Raw genomic sequence first — 13997 nt, forward strand, 5'->3', positions numbered from 1 at the left:
TCCAACTCCGGTCGGCGTGACCGCGCTCACACTCCGCGAGGAGATTTTCGCGCTGAGTGGAGTGAACACCACTCGACGTGACGGGTCCGCTCAGGCAGACTTGTTCGCACGACGAGTTCTCACATCCCCGAAACAGACAGACCCTCGGCGGTTGCACCCCCCGTGACCGCTGAGTGGTTCGGCTCGACCCCCCCGGAGCCGAACCGTCGACGACCCCCGTCTCCCCCCGACGGGGGTCGTCCCTTTCCATGGGAGCGCGCCACAGCAGCTGACCGGCTACTCCATCGCGAGTCGGCGGGCGCGGAACAGCTCGAGGAGCCGAGGCAGCCGCCTTCGCCACTCGTCCTCGTCGCGAAGGTCCCAGCGATCGTCGTCAGGCTCCGGGCTGGGCTCTGGCGGGGTCGCAGATCGCGTTGCCTCGACGGCGTCCCAGAAGGCCTCGGAGTTACCCGTCAGCTGCTCGTACGCCGTCTCCGCGGCGAACTGGAGAGCCTCGTCGCCGATCCACAGGTCGCGGCCTTCCGAAGCGCTTATCTGCCGCACGGCGGGATGGTCGGCGAGCGAGTCGGGGTCGCGCACAACCGACTCGAACGCTCTTCTGCCCAGACCGACAAGCCCGGCCTGGAAGTCGGAGAACCCGTCGTCGGAAAGGAACCCGTACTCGATGATCCAGCATGCCGGCGCAGACATCCCAGGTGTCGGCCTGGTCCACCACCTCGTCGAGCACCTGGTCGAACGCGACGATGTGCGGCAGCGGGAGCCGCATCAGCTCCGCCACCAGGGCCTCGGCGACCGCGCTCGGCTGACCGTCGCGTTGGGGTTGGTCCGCCGCTGTGCCTGCCGCGGCTCGTGCCCGCTCCACGACACTCCAGAACTCGTCCACATGCACGGCCAGGAGTGTCCACGATGGGTCTGACAGGAGAGGGCGCTGGGACCACGAAAGCGATCCGGGCGGTAATCGTCGGGCCTCCCGCGACACAAGCCAGGGTGAGGGTCGCCGAGGCAATGGGGGTTCGGGTGGGTCCACCGGAGAAACGCGACGAGGGCTGGTTCAACAGCCTCTACGCCGCCGATTACGCGCACATCGTCAGGTACGGCCTGCGTCGGCTCGCCGACTCCGAGGCGTCGGCCGAGCTCGCTCAGGAGGTCTTCGTCGTCGCGTGGCGTCGTCGCGGCGAGGTTCCGGACCGCAGCCTGCCCTGGCTGTACGGGGTGGCCCGCCGCCTGCTGGCGAACCAGTGGCGCTCCCGGCGTACCGCCCCCGACGTCGTGCCGATCACCGCCGCCGAGCTGGCGAGGGTGGCCGACTCGTCCGGCGCCGACACGAGCGTGGGGATCGCCGACGTTCGGGCCGCGCTGGCCACCCTCGGCGATCTCGATCAGGAGATCCTCCGGCTGATCGGCTGGGAGGAGTTGACGGTGTCCGAAGCGGCCCAGGTTCTCGGCTGCACCCGCGCGACCGCGGCGGTCCGTCTGCATCGCGCCCGCCGCCGTCTCAGCGAAGCGATGTCCGACCGGCCGGTTCCATCCCGGCGTCCGGTGCTGGCGACCACTCGAGAGGATCTGTGATGTTCGGAGCAGAGCGAACCCGTACCCTCCTCGGTCCGGCCGACCCCGCGCGCAGCGTCGCCGTCGCACCGCCGCCGGCCTCGGCGCGCGATCTGATCGACCGGGCCGACGCCACCGAGCCGGACGACGGGCCTCGTCGCGTACGCCCGACTCGCCGGCTGGTCCTGACGGCCGGGACGCTGGCGGTGGCGGCCGGCGCGGTGGCCGTCCTCCAGCCGTTCGATGAGCACAAGCCGGACAGTCCGGGAGGGCCCGGTGGCGCGGTGGGAACGGTGCTCGTGCCGGTCGCGTACCAGTTCGACGCCGACCCACCGGCGGCCGGCCCGCAGCTGCGCGCGCTGGCCAGCAAGATCAAGGACGCGGAGTACGACCTGCACGGCGGTCGCTACATGTACCACCACACGAAGGTGTGGGGCGATCCAGTGATGACCTCAGTCGATGGCCGTCACCACGTCGCGTTCGCCGGTGAGTCGAAGGTCTGGCAGGCCGCCGACGGGACCGGCAGCCAGATCAACACGCAGCTGGAGCCGCAGTACCCGGACCAGGAGTCTCGTGCCTACTGGCAGCGCAAACTCGGAGCGGGTCCAGCAGTCGGCGGCAATCCGGGGGCGATGATCCCCCTGCCGCCCATGGAGCTCACACCACCGCCGGCCGACCCGTCGCAGTTGCGCGAACTGCTCCAGGTCGAGTACGGCCCGGGTGCGGCGAGCAAGGAGGTCAGTACGCTCTACGCGCGGTACGTCGTGCCGCGTGCGACCCGGGCGGAAGTGCTGCGGGTACTCGCCGACGTGCCCGGTTTCCGCTGGCGGGGGCGGGTGACCGATCGCGCGGGCCGGGCTGGCGTGGCGGTCACCTTCGACGACCGCGAACACGACCAGCAGTCTCTGCTGATCTTCGACCCAAGGACGGGTGAGTTGCTCGCCCACGAGCTGCTGACGCTGGCCCCGGTGCGGATCAGCGCGTACCAGCTGATCCTGGACACGACCTGGACCGACCGGATCGGCTGACCACCGACGTGGGGGGGGGGCCCCCCGGGGGGGGGCCCCCGGGGGGGGGGGGGCGGGCCGGGGGGCCGGGGGGGGGGGCCCCGGCGGCGGGGCGCCGGGGGGGGGGTGGCCGGTAGCGCCGGGGGGGGCGGGCGCGCCGCCCCCCGCCCCCGCCCCCCCCCCGCCCCCCGCCGCCCCCCCCCCCCCCGCGGGGGGGGGCCCCCCCCGGCGCCCCCCCCCCCGACGTGTGTCCGCATCTCGCAAGTCAGGACGTGAGAGACACCGTGCTTACGGTGCCGCCGGTGGCGGTTACGCGTACCTCGGTGGCGGTGGGCGGCAGCAGCGCCGCGTCACGGCCGGCGTCGTGCCACTGGCCGGCGTCGCTCCGATAACTCAGCGCTGAGCCCTCGGCGGCAACGAGGATGCCCTGGTCGTCCGGCAGGCGCAGCCGGACCGGCAACGGCGCCGTCCAGTCGGCGAACGCGCTGGCCACGGCTTCGAGAGGAGCATCACCGCGTGCGAGCAGCGCAATGACGCGAGCGGGGTCGCTGTCGTACTGGATGCTCTGCAGGAGTAACCGTCGACCGTCGGCCGTCGCCCCGTAGACGTACAGCTCAGGGGCGTCTCCCGGGGCATGGAGGCCGGCAACATCGTCCCATGCGGCGAGAGCTTCGGGCCCGGCGCTGACCTCGTAAACGGACCGGTCGCCTTCGTATCGGGGATCACTGGGGTCGCCGCCCCACACCTGTTCGGCACCCGGCAGGGTTCGTTTGATTCGCTGTACGTCCCGGCGACCGCTTCCATTGGAAAAGAGGACGTCTGCGGCACCGAGGATCTGCACGGTGTTCCGTTCGTTCACGGGCGTGAAGGAGAGAGCGACGGTAACTTTCGTCTTCTGCGGGGGTATCCGCAGGATCGCCGCGCCGTCCTCGAATTTCACCGGCTGGTAGGTGCGGCTGATCCTGCCGTCCGGCGTGTACCGCAGTTCGGGCGAGAACTCCATCGGCTGCCCGCTGTCGAGGACGAGGAGCACGTCGCGCTCCGCCCCGAGCAATGCGGCCTGCGTACTACGCTGCCGTGGGTCGTCGGTGAGGGCTTCGATCGCCCTGACCTGTGGACCACCCCCGGTTGGCTCGACGAACGCCGCCCATCCGATGTGGTTGTCCCCCGCGCCCTCGTTCCGATCGGTCGTGCTGGCGTAAGCGACGTAGGCAGCAGGGCCGGCCGGCGTCCTTCCCGCCCACACGACGTGTGGGTCACCCGGCATCTGCGTATCGCCCGAGCGTTCCAGTTGCCGCCGCCATGCCGCACGGACCTGACGCAGGTACGCGTCGTCACCAGCCAGGTCGCCCTTGGTCGGTTCGTTGAACATCGGCGAGGTCACCTCGGGCGTGTCGCGCCAGACCGGGACCGTGAGCGCACCCCCCAGGGGGACAGCCACGACGGCGGCGCAGACGGCAGTCAGCGCGACCCGGAAGCGCCGGACTCGCCGCCGGCCGCCACGGCGCACATTTTCCAACAGGTCGGGTCGACCACTGAGGTGGCTGGTTGCCCGGTGCAGGACCTCCCGCACGTCGTTGTCACTCATGTTCACCGCGAACTCTCCCTTTCGATGGTGGACATGACGAGACCTGGCCCGGCAAGCGCCGTCCGCAGGCGAGCCAATCCGCGCGAGGTATGGCTCTTCACTGTTCCCTCGGAACAGCCCAGAGCTGCGGCAACGTCGGCGGTTGGGAGATCTTCCAGGTATCGGAGCACGACGGCCGCGCGTTGCCGAGCCGGTAGGTCGCGCAGTGCCGCGACGACCGCCCGGCGAAGCGCGATGTCGTCCGCGTGGTCCCGCGTGACAACGTCGTGGTCGTCCAAGGTCTGCTCGGGTCGCCGCCTACGTCTTCGCCACCGGTTGATCGATCGGTTGATCAGTGCACGTCGTGCGTAGGCCTCCGGACTGGCCTGCACGCGACGCCAGCGCACGTACATCTGCTCCAGAACCTCCTGCAGCAGATCCTCTGCGGCATGCCGATCGCCCGTCAGCAGGTAGGCGACACGCAACAGCGCACCCGAGCGTGTACGGACGAACTCGTCGAACTCCGCGCCCCGCGAATCTCGCATCTGACCTCCGGTCTCGTCATCAAGCAGGACACCGCGACACGTCCGCTGGTTTACCGGTGCGCGTCAGTTCGCGCGCGCGATGGGCCGATCCTGCTGGCGCAACAGTGACCTCGGCCCGCGCGCCTAGCAGATCAACTCTCTCCCCGGGCGTTGTCCACAGCACCCAAAGTTGTCCACAGGTGGCGTGCTCGGGCCGGTGCCCGGGGCCGATCGCGAGCAGGGTCGGCGGTGCATCTGATCCCGACCGCTGGAGGCCGCGATGGCACCCCGTACCTCCGTTCCGCCGATCCGACGGCTCCCGCTGGTCGTCACAGGCGACGGCGACCTGCTCGACGACCTGCTCCGGCTCGCCGCCGCCGGCGGCACCGAGGTGGAGCTCGCCGCCGACCCGGCCGCGGCCCGCACCCGCTGGGGTCCCGCGCCGCTGGTGCTGCTCGGCGCCGACCAGGCGCAGGCGTGCCTGCGCGCCCGACTGCCGAAGCGGCCGCGGCTGGTGCTGGTCGGCTGGGCCAGCCAACTCGACCCCGGCTGGCAGATCGCCGAGCTGATCGGCGCCGAGCACGTCGCCGCACTGCCCGCCGCCGAGCCCTGGCTGGTGGATCGCCTGGCCGAGCAGGGTCCCGATCAGCCGGCCGGCCCGGGTGCCCAGGTCGTCGCGCTGTTCGGCGGCCGGGGCGGTGCCGGCGCGAGCGTGCTCGCGGGCGGGCTCGCCGTGACCGCGGCGCGGGCCCGACTGCGCACCCTGCTCATCGACGCCGACCCGCTCGGTGGCGGCCTCGATCTCGTCCTGGGCTGGGAGCAGCTGGAAGGGCTGCGCTGGCCGTCGCTCACCGACGCGGACGGGCGGGTGGACGCGCCCGCGCTGGTCCACGCCCTGCCGAGCCGGGGCGACCTGGTGGTGCTCTCCTGGGATCGCGGCGAGATGCTGGCACTGCCCGCCGCCGCGATGGCCGCGACCGTCGACGCCGCCCACCGTGGCCGGGACTTCGTGGTGATCGACCTGCCCCGACAGCTGGACGACGCCGCCGTGGTCGCGTTGCAGGCAGCCGACCAGGCGTTCGTCGTCGTGCCGGCGGAGCTGCGCGCCACTGCGGCCGCCGCCCGGGTGGTGGCCACGGCCGCCCCACACTGCGCCGCGCTCTCGGTGGTGGTGCGCGGGCCCGCCCCGGGCCGCCTGCGCGCCACCGAGGTGGCACGGGCACTCGGGCTTCCTCTCGCGGGCACGCTGCGCCCCGAACCCGGGCTCTGCCGGGGCCTCGAACGCGGCGAGGCGCCGGCGGCGGCCGGCAAGGGCCCGCTCGCCGCTCTCTGCCGGCGGATCGTCGCGGACCTCACCGGCGTCCCCGCGACGGGTGCGGCATGAGCGGCCGGCCGGAGGACGACACCTTCGCGGCCAGGGTGCGGCAGCGGATCGCCGCCGCCACCGACCCGGTCACACCCGCCGCGATCGTGTCCGCTGTACGCGCCGAGCCCACCGCGGCGGTGTTGGGCGACAACGCCGTACTGCGGATCGCCGACCGGGTGCACGACGACCTCGTCGGCGCCGGGCCATTGGCCCCGCTGCTGGCCGATCCGGAGGTGACCGACGTCCTGGTCAACGGTGTCCGCGTCTGGGTCGACCGGGGCGCGGGGCTGCACCAGGTGGCGGTCCCGGTGGGCTCGGTCGAGGACGTCCGCCGGCTGGCGCAGCGACTGATCGCCAGCGCCGGGCGGCGGCTCGACGACGGCTCCCCGTACGCGGACGCCCGGCTTCCCGACGGCACCCGACTGCACGCCGTGCTGCCGCCGGTGGCGACCGAGGGGCCCTATCTGTCCCTGCGGACGTTCCGGCACCGCCCGTTCACCCTCGACGAACTGGTGCGCCAGGGGACGGTGCCGCGGCCGGTGGCGCCACTGCTCGCCGCCGTCGTCGCGGCCCGGCTGGCGTACCTGGTCACCGGCGGCACGGGCTCGGGCAAGACCACACTGCTCAACACGTTGCTCGGGTTGGTGCCCGCCACCGAGCGGATCGTCCTGGTGGAGGACGCGGCCGAGTTGCAACCGGGGCACCCGCACGTGGTCGGGCTCCAGGCCCGTACCGCCAACGTCGAGGGGACGGGCGTCGTCAGCCTCGGTGACCTGGTCCGGCAGGCGTTGCGGATGCGCCCGGACCGGCTGGTGGTCGGGGAGTGCCGGGGCGCGGAGGTGGTCGACCTGCTGGCCGCGCTGAACACCGGCCACGACGGTGGCGCCGGCACGCTGCACGCCAACACCCCGTCCGACGTGCCGGCCCGGCTGGAGGCGCTCGGCATGCTGGGCGGGCTGCCCCGCGCCGCGCTGCATGCCCAGGTGGTCGCCGCGCTCCAGGTGCTGCTCCAGGTACGCCGAGGAGACCAGGGTCGTGTCCTCGAGTCGATCTGTCTGCTGCTTCCCGAGGGGCCCGAGCGACTGGCCACCGTGGTGCCCGCCTGGGTACGTGGACGTGGGTTGGGGCTGGCCGCGCGTACCTTCGGCACGCTGCTGCGAGACCGGGGCGTGGCGGTGCCCCCGATCCTCAGCGAGCCGTGGCCTGGATCGGCAGGCCCGGCATGACCGGCGGGACTGCGCTGGTGGTGGCGCTGCTGCTGGCCGCCGCGGCTCTGGTGGCCTGGCCTGTGCAGAGCGTCCGGGCACGCCGCCGCCGGGTGCTGGCACCGGGCCGTGGCACCACCGGCGCTGAGTCGGACGACGCCCTGGTGGAATGGATCAGGGGCCTCGCTCGTGGCCAGGGCGGGCCGACCGATGAGCTCGGCGGCGTGTCGGCCTCGGCCCACCCGGGTGCCCTCTCGTACCCGCCGGGCACGTCGGCGTCCAGCAGCGGGCGGGCGGTTGTCGCCTGGTCCACTCGGGACCTCGACGACAGCCCGACCCGCCCGAGGGCGACCGGCGGCCCGGGGGGATCCACGCGACCGGCAGGCCCGGCACGTCCGCCGATCCGTCGGGATCCTCGCCGCCCGGCTGCCACCGCCCGGCCGGAGACCGAGACCCTGGTGGCCGTCGAGCATCCGGGCCACAGCCGGGTCGACCCGGCGGACCACCGCCTCATTGACCCGGCGGACGAAAAGGCCGGCGGTTCGTACGCGGCCCATCCGGTACGCGTGCGTCGGTCGCCGAGGCGTGTGCTGCTGCTGGTTGGCCTGGTGGGGGCAGGTGTCGGTGCCGTATCCGCCGGGCCGGTGGCCGCGGTCGCGGTGGCCGGCTACGGCACGCTGGCCGTGCGCGCCCTGCTCCGCTGGAGGACGAGCCGGCAGGCAGAGCTGGTTCGGCGGCGCGGCCTGGACCTGCTCTGCGGTCTGGCCGCCGACCTCCGGGCGGGCCTGCCCGTCCCGCCAACCCTGGAGATCGCCGCCGTCCAGGGGGCGGGCCGAGTCGACCGGCTTAGCGAGCTGACCTCGGCCGCCGTGCGGCTGGCGGACCGGACCGGCGCACCACTGGCCGAACTGGTCGAGCGGATCGAGGCGGACGCCCGGGCGACCGACCGGGGCCTGGCCGCCGCAGCGGCACAGGCGGCGGGTGCCCGTGCCACGGCCTGGTTGCTGGCGGCCCTGCCGCTCGGCGGGATCGCGCTCGGCTACGGGATCGGGGTCGATCCCTTGGCAGTGCTCCTGCACAGCACGGTCGGTGGGGTCTGCGCGGTCCTCGCGGTCGCCCTACAGATTGTCGGCCTGTTCTGGGCCGAGCGGTTGGGCGCGGCGTCGGGGCGGGCCGCCTGATGTCCCCGGTGCTGCTCGTGGTCGCCGGCCTGGTGGTCGCAGCCCTTCTCGTGGTGCCGCTGCGGCTGCGCCAGCGCGGCCCGGCTCGCCCACCCCGGCGGGTGACCCAGGGCGGCTGGCCGGGCCGGGACGGATGGCCGGGTCGGAACGGTTCCGTGCGCCCCGACGGCCTGGAGCGCCAGGCCGCCCCGGGCGGTTCGGAGCGCCCAGCCGGCTCGGCGGGTCGGCGCGGCTCGCTGGCTCGGCGCGGCTCGCTGGCTCGGGACGGTTCGCTGGCTCAGGGCGGTTCGCTGGCTCAGGGCGGCTCGGGTAGCGGCGGTGTGGAGAGTCGGCGGAGACCGGACGCGATCCGGCTCGCGGCAGGGATGGCCGGGCTCGCCGTGGCGGTGGTCGTCGGGGGCTGGTTCGGGCTGCTCGGTGCGGTTCCGACCGCGGTCCTGCTGGACGTGCTGCTGCGGCGGATCGAGTCCCCGGCGGCGCGCGGCCGGCGACTCCGGGAAGCCGCCGACCTGCCGCTCGCCGCTGACCTGCTGGCGGCGGCGATGCGGGCGGGTGCGCCGGTGGACCGCTCGGTGCTGGCCGTGGCCGAGGCGCTGGACGGCCCGCTCGCCAGCCGACTGGCCCGGGTCGGCCGCACCCTGCTCCTCGGCGGTGGCCCGGTCGAGGCGTGGTCGGCGTTGGACGGGGTGCCGGGAGCCGAGCGGATGGCAGCGGCGGCATTCCGCTCGGCCAACAGCGGCGCCGCGCTGGCCGGTGCGCTGACCCGTCTCGCTGATGACCTGCGGGCCGACCGGGCCACCGCCGCCGAGGCGTCGGCCCGCCGGGCTGGCGTACTCATCGTGCTGCCGCTGGGGCTGTGCTTCCTGCCCGCGTTCATTCTCGCCGGCCTGGTGCCGGTGATCGTCGCCGTCCTCGGCGACGTGCTCTGACCCTTCGAGAAAGGAAAGACGCATGCGCAAACTCATCGCCCGACTCCGCGGCGACGACGGGATGAACACCGCCGAGTACGCCGTGGGCACGCTCGCCGCGGTGGCCTTCGCCGGGATTCTGTTGAAGGTGCTGACCTCCGGCAATGTCCAGTCGGCGTTGACCGCGGTCATCGACCGGGCGCTCAAGTGATCGGGCGCCGGCAGGTCGGCCATGGTCGGGAACCGGGTACCCCCGGGCGGGCGTGCGACGGTAGCTGGTCGGCCCACCTCGTCGGCGGCGACCGGGGCTCCTTCACCGCCGAGCTGGCGGCCGGCCTGCCGGCGCTCCTCCTGCTGCTGCTCGCCGGCCTGACCGCGGTCAACGCCGTCAGCACCCAGGCGAGTTGCCTGCACACGGCCCGGGAGGTGGCGTTGGCCGCCGCCCGGGGGGCCGACAGCGCAGATGGGGAGCGCGCGGCGCCACCGGGAGCAGAGGTGTCGGTGTCGGTCGACGGCGACCAGGTGCAGGCGACGGTCCGCGCGCCCGTCCGCGCGCTGGGCGGCCGGCTACCACGGATCACCGTTGTCGCGACAGCGGTCGCAGCCGTGGAACCAGGCGCCAGCGAGGGGAGTTGGTGATGCGGCATTCTGACGCTCGGTCGCGCGGGCACGGCCCGAACGATGAGCGACACGATGGCGGTCGACCGGACGCGGAGCGAGGTGGCGCCACCCTGCTACTGCTCGCGTTGGGACTGGTCTTCGTGCTGGTCGGGACGTTCGGTGCCGCCGTCGCCGCAGCGGGGATGGCGGCTCAGCGGGCGGCGGTGGCCGCTGATCTCGGTGCGCTGGCCGGCGCTGCCCGGGCGCTCGACGGCGACGCGGTGGCGTGCGCGTCCGCCGCGGACATCGCCCACCGCAACGCTGGCCGCCTGATCGACTGTCTCCTCGACGGGCTGGACGTGCTGGTGACCGTCGAAGTGGCGTTCACACCCCTTCCGGGCCTGACCCGGGTCGCCGCGTCGACGGCCCGCGCCGGCCCGGTGCGCGGCTGAACAAAGGACCGGCCGGATACCACCGGGCTGGCCGGTGTCTTCGGGCCGCGGGTCGCGCCGGCGGGTTGTGCCCGGCTGATCCGACCGCCCGGCTGATCCGACCGCCGGGCTATTCGACCGCGGCCGGGGGGGGGGGGGGCGGCGGGCGGGGGGGGGGGCCCCCCCCCCCCCCCCCCCGCGGCCGAGGGGGTGGGTCGCTGGGTGCGAGCCGGGGTGCGTCAGCGGGACTGGAGCGCGTCGAGGGCGACGGCCATCGCGATGACGAGACGACGGTCGATCTGCGGGTTCTGCACCTCGACGACGTACTTGTCGCGCAGGCCCCACTTCTTCACCACGGAGAAGATCGGCTGGCCACCGGCGGTGAAGTCGAAGTGGTACGGCAGCCAGGACAGCGAGTCGACGAACCGGCGCAGCAGTGCCACCGGCAGGCTGCGCTCCTGACCCGTCACCTGCGGCAGGCCGGCCTGCTCGACGTGCCAGGTGGAGCGGAGCAGCGACTGGGCGAAGTCCTTGCGGAACAGGCCGATCGCGTTGCCGGCCGCGTCGGTGACGTCGTACGTCGCGCCGAGGTCGATGCGCTGGCGGGCCTTGAAGCCGAGCAGGGGCTGCTGCTTGGAGTCGTCGGTGTAGATCGTCACCTGCTCCTTGAAGGCGAGCCGCTTCTGCTGCGCGAACGCCAGCAGCTCGCCCTCGGTGCCGTCCGGCGCGACCGCCCGGACCTCGTACTGGTTGACCATCATCCGCAGCCGCTGGCGGATGTGGAACTGCTGCAGGGTCTGCAAGTTGTCGAGCTGCATGTGTTCTCCTCAGGGGGATGGTGCGCCGGAGTCTCGCACAGCCGGGCAACCACCGCCGGCCCGTGGCCCTGGCGCTCCCACCCCCGACCGGTCCGCCCCGCGGGACCGGCCCCGCGAAGGTCAGCGGCCGTCCACGGTCGCGCGCAACGACCAGGTGTTGAGCACCTGGTGGATGCTGCGCAGCCGTTCGTTGATCTGCTCCAGTCGTTCCGCCTGAGCCAGGGCGGCCAGCGCCGCCCCGAGTGCGATCTGCTGGTCGAGGGTGAGGTGGTCCTGGTCGATGGTGTAGAGCAGGTCGACGGTCTCAGCGATCGTGTCGGCCACGGCTTCTCCTCGGGCGCGGGGGCTAACTGGAACACAAGCATCGATGGAAGCGCTCCCATGTCATTGTGCCCAGTGCCATCGGGATTCATGCAAGGTGCCTCAGGCGGGCAGATTCTCCAGCACCACGTCGAGCACCCGGATCGCGTCCGGCTTGGATAGCGGATTGTTGCCGTTGCCGCATTTCGGCGACTGCACGCAGGACGGGCAGCCGGTCTCGCAGCCGCACTCCGCGATGGCGTCCCGCGTGGCGCGCAGCCACGCTGACGCCGTCCCGTAGGCCCGCTCGGCGAAGCCGGCGCCGCCCGGGTGCCCGTCGTAGACGAAGACCGTCGGCGCCTCGGTGTCCGGGTGCAGGGCGGTGGAGAGCCCGCCGATGTCCCACCGGTCGCACGTCGCCATCAGCGGAAGCAGGCCGATCGCGGCGTGTTCGGCGGCGTGCAGCGCACCCGGCACGTCGGCCTGCTGGACCCCTGCGGAGGCCAGCGACCGCGGTGACAGCGTGAACCAGACCGCCACCGTGCGCAGCTCCCGGGTGGGCAGGTCGAGCGGCCGGGTGTCGATCACCTCGCCGGTGGCGATCCGGCGCCGCTGGTACGACACGACCTGGCTGGTCACGTCCACCTCGCCGAGGAACATCCCGACCGGCCCGGCGTCCACGTAGGAGCGCACCGACACCACGGACAGGTCCGTGACGTCCCGGGCGTGGGTGGACCAGTCCGGCTCCTCGACGTGCACCAGCGCGCAGCCGTCGGCCAGGTCGAGGTCGTCGACCACGTACGAAATGCCCTGGTGCAGGTAAACCGCGCCGGGGTGGAGCAGGAAGTGCGACGAGCCGCCGTCGACCGTGCCGAGCAGCCGACCGGTGGCCGACTCCACCACGCAGACCGGGGCGCCGCCCTCGCCGCGCAGGTCCACCTCGGGGCGCTCGCGGTGCCGCCAGTACCAGCCGGTGGGCCGCTGCCGCAGCGCGCCCGCCTCGACCAACTGGTCGATGGCCTCCTTCGCCCCGTCGCCGAAGAGCGCCAGATCGGCCGGGGTGAGTGGCGCCTCGACGGCCGCGCAGGCCAACTGCGGCGCCAGCACGTACGGGTTGGCCGGGTCGAGCACCGTCGCCTCGACCGGCGCACCGAAGATCGCCTCCGGGTGGTGCACCAGGTAGGTGTCCAGCGGATCGTCCCGCGCCACCAGCACGGCGAGGGCCTCCTGCCCGGACCGCCCGGCGCGGCCCGCCTGCTGCCACAGTGACGCCCGGGTGCCCGGATAGCCGCAGATCAGCACCGCGTCCAGACCGACCAGGTCCACGCCCAACTCCAGCGCGTTGGTGGAGGCCAGACCGAGCAGGTCACCGTGCAGCAGGGCACGTTCCAGCTCGCGCCGCTCCTCGCGCAGGTAGCCGCCCCGGTAGGCGGCGACCCGGCCACCGAGCCCCGGGACCGCGTCGTCCAGTGCCCGGCGCGCGTTGGCCGCCACCACCTCGGCGCCCTTGCGGGACCGGACGAACGCGAGCGTGCGTACCCCCTCGGCGACCGTGTCGGCGAGCAGGTCCGCGGTCTCCCGCAGCGCCGAGCGGCGGACCTGGACGAGGTCCGTGGTGGCGTCGTGGTCGCCGGCCGCCTGCGCGGGCACCGCAGGGGCGGTCGAGTCGGGTGGGAGCAGCGGCGGCTCCCAGAGCGCGAAGGTCACCCCGCCGCGCGGTGAGGCGTCCTCGGTGACCGCCGTCACCGGCAGGCCGGTCAGTCGGCCGGCGGCGGTCGCGGGGTCGCCGGAGGTCGCCGAGGCGAGCACGAACACCGGGGTGGCACCGAAGCGGGCGCACTGCCGGCGCAGTCGGCGCAGTACGTGCGCCACGTGCGAGCCGAACACACCCCGGTAGGTGTGGCACTCGTCGATCACCACGTACGCGAGGCGGCGCAGGAAACCGGACCACTGGGCGTGGCCGGGCAGGATGCCGTGGTGCAGCATGTCGGGGTTGGTCAGCACGAAGCGGGAGTGCCGGCGGATCCACTCCCGTTCGGCACGCGGCGTGTCCCCGTCGTAGCAGGCGGGGCGTACCCCCTCCAGTTCCAGGCCGGCGACGGCCCGCAGCTGGTCGGCGGCGAGGGCCTTGGTCGGCGCCAGGTAGAGCACGGTGGCCCGAGGGTCGGCGAGCAGCGTGGCCAGCGCCGGGAGCTGGTACGCCAGCGACTTGCCGGACGCGGTGCCGGTGGCGACGATCACGTGGCCGCCGTCGTACGCCAGGGTGGCCGCCTCGGCCTGGTGCTGCCAGGGCGCGACCACGCCGCGGCGGGCGAACGCCGCCCGCAGCTCCGGCGGCGCCCACGCCGGCCAGGGGGCGGGCACCCCGACCCGGGCCGGCACCCGCTCGACGTGGGTGACCGGGTCGCCGGCACCCCGGGCGCGCAGCCGGCGCAGCAGGTCGACCGGCGCTGGTCCGGGGTCGTGACCTGCGGATACGGTGGGCGCGGCGGACGACTCCAGGTCACGGCGCGGCGTAGGACGCGCCGAGATGAAGTCGTTG

The 13997-nt window shown here is 73.7% G+C and carries 15 protein-coding genes and 1 pseudogene; 9 read left to right on the forward strand and 7 right to left on the reverse strand.

The features are described from left to right. Window positions 1-276 precede the first annotated feature (276 nt). On the reverse strand, window positions 277-690 hold the full coding sequence (locus ACFYPH_RS12365; protein WP_354860411.1) for a DUF4240 domain-containing protein: 414 nt from the start codon (window positions 688-690) through the stop codon (window positions 277-279). Between the two features lie 49 nt (window positions 691-739). Beyond that, window positions 740-1027, reverse strand: a pseudogene (locus ACFYPH_RS12370) (hypothetical protein); the annotation flags it as partial. On the opposite strand from ACFYPH_RS12370, the gene ACFYPH_RS12375 reads away from it, so the two are divergent. Then, the gene (locus tag ACFYPH_RS12375; protein WP_354860409.1) at window positions 1018-1569 is read left to right on the forward strand and encodes a sigma-70 family RNA polymerase sigma factor; all 552 of its coding nucleotides are present in this window, start codon (window positions 1018-1020) and stop codon (window positions 1567-1569) included. The pseudogene ACFYPH_RS12370 and the gene ACFYPH_RS12375 sit on opposite strands and share 10 nt — an antisense overlap. Beyond that, entirely contained in the window at window positions 1569-2576 is a 1008-nt protein-coding gene (locus tag ACFYPH_RS12380; protein WP_354860407.1) for a CU044_5270 family protein, read from the forward strand. Before ACFYPH_RS12375 ends, ACFYPH_RS12380 begins: the two co-directional genes overlap by 1 nt. 244 nt (window positions 2577-2820) lie before the next feature. Here the strand turns inward: ACFYPH_RS12380 and ACFYPH_RS12385 are convergent, their stop codons facing one another. Together ACFYPH_RS12385 and ACFYPH_RS12390 are read right to left on the reverse strand one after the other, a co-directional pair. After that, window positions 2821-4143 carry a hypothetical protein gene (locus tag ACFYPH_RS12385; RefSeq protein ID WP_387181285.1) on the reverse strand — a complete coding sequence of 441 codons (1323 nt, stop codon included), beginning with the start codon at window positions 4141-4143 and terminating at the stop codon, window positions 2821-2823. A 2-nt stretch (window positions 4144-4145) separates the two neighbouring features. Then, window positions 4146-4667 (reverse strand): SigE family RNA polymerase sigma factor, encoded by a 522-nt coding sequence (locus ACFYPH_RS12390; protein WP_354860633.1) that lies wholly within the window; start codon window positions 4665-4667, stop codon window positions 4146-4148. Between the two features lie 259 nt (window positions 4668-4926). Here ACFYPH_RS12390 and ssd point away from each other — a divergent pair, with 259 nt between their 5' ends. From ssd to ACFYPH_RS12425, 7 genes are all read left to right on the forward strand, one after another. Further along, window positions 4927-6030 carry a septum site-determining protein Ssd gene (ssd, locus tag ACFYPH_RS12395; protein WP_387181290.1) on the forward strand — a complete coding sequence of 368 codons (1104 nt, stop codon included), beginning with the start codon at window positions 4927-4929 and terminating at the stop codon, window positions 6028-6030. After that, window positions 6027-7238: a TadA family conjugal transfer-associated ATPase gene (locus ACFYPH_RS12400; RefSeq protein ID WP_354860630.1), complete on the forward strand. Its 1212-nt coding sequence runs from the start codon at window positions 6027-6029 to the stop codon at window positions 7236-7238. Before ssd ends, ACFYPH_RS12400 begins: the two co-directional genes overlap by 4 nt. Then, entirely contained in the window at window positions 7235-8398 is a 1164-nt protein-coding gene (locus tag ACFYPH_RS12405; RefSeq protein ID WP_387181293.1) for a type II secretion system F family protein, read from the forward strand. Before ACFYPH_RS12400 ends, ACFYPH_RS12405 begins: the two co-directional genes overlap by 4 nt. 365 nt (window positions 8399-8763) lie before the next feature. Continuing rightward, window positions 8764-9327, forward strand: a complete 564-nt coding sequence (locus tag ACFYPH_RS12410; RefSeq protein WP_354860643.1) for a type II secretion system F family protein — start codon at window positions 8764-8766, stop codon at window positions 9325-9327. A gap of 22 nt (window positions 9328-9349) precedes the next feature. Further along, the gene (locus ACFYPH_RS12415) at window positions 9350-9517 is read left to right on the forward strand and encodes a DUF4244 domain-containing protein (RefSeq protein ID WP_234584142.1); all 168 of its coding nucleotides are present in this window, start codon (window positions 9350-9352) and stop codon (window positions 9515-9517) included. 113 nt (window positions 9518-9630) lie between these two features. Further along, window positions 9631-9945 (forward strand): TadE family type IV pilus minor pilin, encoded by a 315-nt coding sequence (locus tag ACFYPH_RS12420; protein ID WP_363938635.1) that lies wholly within the window; start codon window positions 9631-9633, stop codon window positions 9943-9945. Further along, complete coding sequence (locus tag ACFYPH_RS12425; RefSeq protein WP_363938626.1) at window positions 9945-10358, forward strand: Rv3654c family TadE-like protein; 414 nt, start codon at window positions 9945-9947, stop codon at window positions 10356-10358. The genes ACFYPH_RS12420 and ACFYPH_RS12425 overlap by 1 nt, the downstream gene beginning before the upstream one ends. Before the next feature lie 218 nt (window positions 10359-10576). Here ACFYPH_RS12425 and ACFYPH_RS12430 read toward each other — a convergent pair whose 3' ends face one another. The 3 genes from ACFYPH_RS12430 to ACFYPH_RS12440 form a co-directional block, all read right to left on the reverse strand. Further along, window positions 10577-11155, reverse strand: a complete 579-nt coding sequence (locus ACFYPH_RS12430; protein WP_354860626.1) for a hypothetical protein — start codon at window positions 11153-11155, stop codon at window positions 10577-10579. A gap of 120 nt (window positions 11156-11275) precedes the next feature. Beyond that, complete coding sequence (locus ACFYPH_RS12435; RefSeq protein WP_354860625.1) at window positions 11276-11479, reverse strand: hypothetical protein; 204 nt, start codon at window positions 11477-11479, stop codon at window positions 11276-11278. A 99-nt stretch (window positions 11480-11578) separates the two neighbouring features. Beyond that, entirely contained in the window at window positions 11579-13957 is a 2379-nt protein-coding gene (locus ACFYPH_RS12440; RefSeq protein WP_355065561.1) for a DEAD/DEAH box helicase, read from the reverse strand. Between the last annotated feature and the right edge of the window lie 40 nt (window positions 13958-13997).

It is taken from the genome of Micromonospora sp. NPDC005252 (genome assembly GCF_042872475.1).
Taxonomy (GTDB): domain Bacteria; phylum Actinomycetota; class Actinomycetes; order Mycobacteriales; family Micromonosporaceae; genus Micromonospora.